The 5,426-nt window shown below is 48.0% G+C and carries 2 tRNA genes and 3 rRNA genes; all 5 read right to left on the bottom strand.

What is annotated here, in order from left to right:
• Positions 1 to 22 precede the first annotated feature (22 nt).
• A 5S ribosomal RNA gene (gene rrf / locus DBR11_RS14240) occupies positions 23 to 134 on the bottom strand.
• A gap of 105 nt (positions 135 to 239) precedes the next feature.
• A 23S ribosomal RNA gene (locus tag DBR11_RS14235) occupies positions 240 to 3,117 on the bottom strand.
• Between the two features lie 215 nt (positions 3,118 to 3,332).
• Positions 3,333 to 3,409, bottom strand: a tRNA-Ala gene (locus DBR11_RS14230).
• 14 nt (positions 3,410 to 3,423) lie between these two features.
• Positions 3,424 to 3,498: transfer RNA gene (locus DBR11_RS14225), tRNA-Ile, on the bottom strand.
• Between the two features lie 180 nt (positions 3,499 to 3,678).
• Positions 3,679 to 5,200 (bottom strand): 16S ribosomal RNA (locus DBR11_RS14220).
• The 16S, 23S and 5S rRNA genes sit together here with 2 tRNA genes alongside, the layout of an rRNA operon.
• Positions 5,201 to 5,426 lie beyond the last annotated feature (226 nt).

The following is a 5,426-nucleotide window of genomic DNA, read 5'->3' as shown; positions in this document are numbered from 1 at the left end:
TTAACTACAGGCTTTCTTTAAGATTTGGCACCGACCTACTCTCCCACGTGTTACCGCAGTACCATCGGCTCTGGTGGGCTTAACTTCTCTGTTCGGAATGGGAAGAGGTGGACACCACCGATATAGGCACCTAAATATTTTTAAATATCCAGTGATCTATCTCGCGATTTGATTTCACTACATAAATGACATATTATTGAAAGAAGTTAGTTTGGAAGAGCAAACAACAGTGTTGTTGCTTTTGAAAGCTTCGGATGATTAGTATTACTCGACTTTGATGTCACCACCTTTACATCTGTAACCTATCAACGTAGTAGTCTGCTACGGTCCTATATGGAATTCTCATCTCGTGGCTAGTTTCGCACTTAGATGCTTTCAGCGCTTATCTATTCCCAGCGTAGCTACTCTGCAATGCCCCTGGCGGAACAACAGATTCACTAGAGGCTAGTCCAACCCGGTCCTCTCGTACTAAGGTCAGCCCCACTCAAAATTCCTACGCCCACAACAGATAGGGACCGAACTGTCTCGCGACGTTCTGAACCCAGCTCGCGTGCCACTTTAATCGGCGAACAGCCGAACCCTTGGGACCTTCTCCAGCCCCAGGATGTGACGAGCCGACATCGAGGTGCCAAACCTCCCCGTCGATATGAGCTCTTGGGGGAGATCAGCCTGTTATCCCCAGCGTACCTTTTATCCTTTGAGCGATGGCCCTTCCATGCAGAACCACCGGATCACTATATCCGTCTTTCGACCCTGCTCGGCTTGTATGCCTCACAGTCAAGCAAGCTTATGCTATTGCACTCCTCATACGGTTACCAAGCGTATTGAGCTTACCTTTGAAAGCCTCCGTTACCTTTTTGGAGGCGACCACCCCAGTCAAACTACCCATCAAACAATGTCCTCCGACTGGCGGAGTTAGACACCGAATACAGAAAGGGTGGTATTTCAACGTTGACTCCACGACGCCTGGCGACGCCGCTTCATAGTCTCCCACCTATCCTACACATCCTGTATCCAATGTCAATGTTAAATTGTAGTGAAGGTGCATGGGGTCTTTCCGTCCCGTTGCGGGTACCCGGCGTCTTCACCGGGACCACAATTTCACCGAGCTCATGGCTGAGACAGCGCCCAGATCGTTACACCATTCGTGCAGGTCGGAACTTACCCGACAAGGAATTTCGCTACCTTAGGACCGTTATAGTTACGGCCGCCGTTTACTGGGGCTTCGATTCAATGCTTCGAATTGCTCCTAACATCCCCTCTTAACCTTCCAGCACCGGGCAGGTGTCAGGCCTTATACTTCATCTTTCGATTTTGCAAAGCCATGTGTTTTTGTTAAACAGTCGCCTGGGCCTTTTCACTGCGGCTGATATTGCTACCAGCGCCCCTTCTCCCGAAGTTACAGGGCCATTTTGCCGAGTTCCTTAGCCATGATTCACTCGAGCGCCTTAGAATTCTCTTCCCGGATACCTGTGTCGGTTTGCGGTACGGGTTTTTATAACCTGAAGCTTAGCGGTTTTTCTTGGAAGTCTGATTACCTGCGCTATCCACTTACCCGAAGGCTTGCGGTACTATCGGCGTTCAGCAAGACCGGCGGATTTGCCTACCAGTCCTATACCTACAGCCTTTAACGATCTATTCCGTCAGATCGCGGCAGTGTCACTACTCCGTCCCCACATCGCAGTTATAAAAAGTACGGTAATATTAAACCGTTGTCCATCGAATATCCCCTTCGGGTTCTCCTTAGGTCCCGACTAACCCTGATCCGATTAGCGTTGATCAGGAAACCTTATCCTTTCGGCGGGCAGGTTTCTCGCCTGCCTTATCGTTACTTATGCCTACATTTGCTTTTCCAGAAGCTCCACCACAACTTACGTCATAACTTCGCTGCCGCTGGAATGCTCCCCTACCGTAATATTAATATTACCCATAGCTTCGGTGTACTACTTAATGCCCGTTTATTATCCATGCACGATCGCTCGACTAGTGAGCTGTTACGCACTCTTTAAATGAATGGCTGCTTCCAAGCCAACATCCTAGCTGTCTATGCAATCGCACCTCGTTAGTTCAACTTAGTAGTAACTTGGGGACCTTAGCTGATGGTCTGGGTTCTTTCCCTCTCGGCCCGTGACCTTAGCACCCCGGGCCTCACTGCTGAGTATATTATTTAGCATTCGGAGTTTGTCTGGATTTGGTAGGATTTGACTCCCCCGCACCCAATCAGTAGCTCTACCTCTAAATAACTTTACCTCAACGCTGTTCCTAAAAACATTTCGGGGAGTACGAGCTATTTCCCAGTTTGATTAGCCTTTCACCCCTACCCACAGATCATCCGGAAACTTTTCAACGTTTATCGGTTCGGTCCTCCAGTACGTGTTACCGCACCTTCAACCTGTCCATGGGTAGATCACAAGGTTTCGCGTCTACCTCCCCTGACTATACGCCCTATTCAGACTCGCTTTCGCTTCGGATCCGTGTCTTAAACACTTAACCTTGCCAGAGAAGAGTAACTCGTAGGCTCATTATGCAAAAGGCACGCCGTCACGCCACCTGGACGCTCCGACCGCTTGTAAGCACACAGTTTCAGGTTCTATTTCACTCCCCTGTTCGGGGTTCTTTTCACCTTTCCCTCACGGTACTGGTTCACTATCGGTCTCTCAGGAGTATTTAGCCTTACCGGATGGTGCCGGCAGATTCCCACAAGGCGTCTCCGACCTCGCGGTACTCAGGATGCTACTAGACTAATGGTACTTACGTGTACGAGGCTCTCACTCTATTTTGCCAGGCTTCCCATCCTGTTCCACTTCATTGCATTATAATCATATCGTAGTCCTACAACCCCACTAATGCCGTAACATTAATGGTTTGGGCTCTTTCCCGTTCGCTCGCCACTACTTAGGAAATCATTATTATTTTCTCTTCCTCTGCTTACTTAGATGTTTCAGTTCGGCAGGTTTGCGTATATATACGACTAGTCTTCAACTAGCCAGGTTTCCCCATTCGGAAATCTTCGGATCAATTCATATTTGCTAATACCCGAAGCTTATCGCAGCTTATCACGTCCTTCATCGCCTCTGAGAGCCAAGGCATCCCCTGTGTGCTCTTTCTTACTTTCTTCTCTCCATAGCCTTTTGCGCCTATGGAAATGCTTTTTTTGATTTGTTGTTATCTCTTACGGTTCAGTAATTGCTTACCTCCCCTCCAAGCTAACAACGTCTCTATTGTTGTTTGCTCTTCTTTTTTAACTTCTTCCAATATGTCAAAGAACTGTTCAATCCCGGGACACCTTTCGGTTGTCCTATTTACGTACCTTTTGTATCAAGTACCGGTGATGGTGGAGAATAACGGAGTCGAACCGTTGACCTCCTGCGTGCAAGGCAGGCGCTCTAGCCAGCTGAGCTAATCCCCCTTAGAATATTTCTGTAGTCCCGAGCAGATTTGAACTGCTGACCCCTACATTATCAGTGTAGTGCTCTAACCAAACTGAGCTACGGGACTTAATGTATTACAGGACTGAGTACTGATCTCTCATTTCACAATGCCTGTTTACTCTTTTTGTCCAATCTTCAGTAGGTCGCACCTTATGATGTTATCCTATGGGTTGTTTCTTCTTTTTTCTTTTTGAGATGTACTGTCATTTATATCATTTGGCGTAGCGAGTAGTCAAATCTACTCCAGAAAGGAGGTATTCCAGCCGCACCTTCCGGTACGGCTACCTTGTTACGACTTAGCCCCAGTTATCGGTTTTACCCTAGGACGCTCCTTGCGGTTACATACTTTAGGTACCCCCAACTTCCATGGCTTGACGGGCGGTGTGTACAAGGCCCGGGAACGTATTCACCGCGTCATTGCTGATACGCGATTACTAGCGAATCCAACTTCAAGAGGTCGAGTTGCAGACCTCTATCCGAACTGTGAATGGCTTTTTGAGATTTGCTTGCTGTTGCCAGCTTGCTGCCCTCTGTACCATCCATTGTAGCACGTGTGTAGCCCCGGACGTAAGGGCCATGATGACTTGACGTCGTCCCCTCCTTCCTCTCTGTTTGCACAGGCAGTCTGTTTAGAGTCCCCACCTTAACGTGCTGGCAACTAAACATAGGGGTTGCGCTCGTTGCGGGACTTAACCCAACACCTCACGGCACGAGCTGACGACAGCCATGCAGCACCTAGTTTCGTGTGATTGCTCACTGATCTATCTCTAGATCATTCACTAACTTTCAAGCCCGGGTAAGGTTCCTCGCGTATCATCGAATTAAACCACATGCTCCTCCGCTTGTGCGGGCCCCCGTCAATTCCTTTGAGTTTCACCCTTGCGGGCGTACTCCCCAGGTGGAATACTTAACGCTTTCGCTTAGCCGCTAACTGTATATCGCTAACAGCGAGTATTCATCGTTTAGGGCGTGGACTACCAGGGTATCTAATCCTGTTTGATCCCCACGCTTTCGTGCCTCAGCGTCAATAACACCATAGTAAGCTGCCTTCGCAATCGGTGTTCTGTGACATATCTATGCATTTCACCGCTACTTGTCACATTCCGCCTACCTCTAGTGTATTCAAGCTCATCAGTATCAAGGGCACTGCGATGGTTGAGCCACCGTCTTTCACCCCTGACTTAATAAGCCGCCTACGCACCCTTTAAACCCAATAAATCCGGATAACGCTTGGATCCTCCGTATTACCGCGGCTGCTGGCACGGAGTTAGCCGATCCTTATTCCTTCGGTACATTCAGCTTATTACACGTAATAAGGTTTATTCCCGAATAAAAGCAGTTTACGACCCAGAGGGCTGTCTTCCTGCACGCGGCATGGCTGGTTCAGAGTTCCCTCCATTGACCAATATTCCTTACTGCTGCCTCCCGTAGGAGTCTGGTCCGTGTCTCAGTACCAGTGTGGGGGGTCATCCTCTCAGATCCCCTAGTCATCGTCGCCTTGGTGGGCCGTTACCCCGCCAACTAGCTAATGACACGCATGCCCATCTTAATCCTATAAATATTTGAACATTGGATAATGCTATCCTGTGTTTTTATGCGGTCTTAATCCGAATTTCTTCGGGCTATCCCCCTGATTAAGGTAGGTTGCATACGCGTTACGCACCCGTGCGCCACTTTCATAAAGAGCAAGCTCCTTAATCTCGTTCGACTTGCATGTATTAGGCCTGCCGCTAGCGTTCATCCTGAGCCAGGATCAAACTCTCCATTGTAAAATGTTGTAGTTTGAACGCTGACCATTCTTAACTTGTTAATAATAGTCTTTATTCTAATTGTATTGTCTGTCAGAATTTGACTCGAAATCATAGCTCCGGTTTCATGTACTTTGAATCGTACTATGTTACCCCGCTACGCTTTTATAAATGACATCTCTTTAATGAACTTATCGATCTTACCTCACGGTGATCTATATATTTTGCAATTCTGTTAGTTTGTTTC

It is taken from the genome of Pedobacter sp. HMWF019 (genome assembly GCF_003061025.1).
GTDB lineage: Bacteria > Bacteroidota > Bacteroidia > Sphingobacteriales > Sphingobacteriaceae > Pedobacter.
This window is presented reverse-complemented; position numbering and strand designations above follow the sequence as displayed.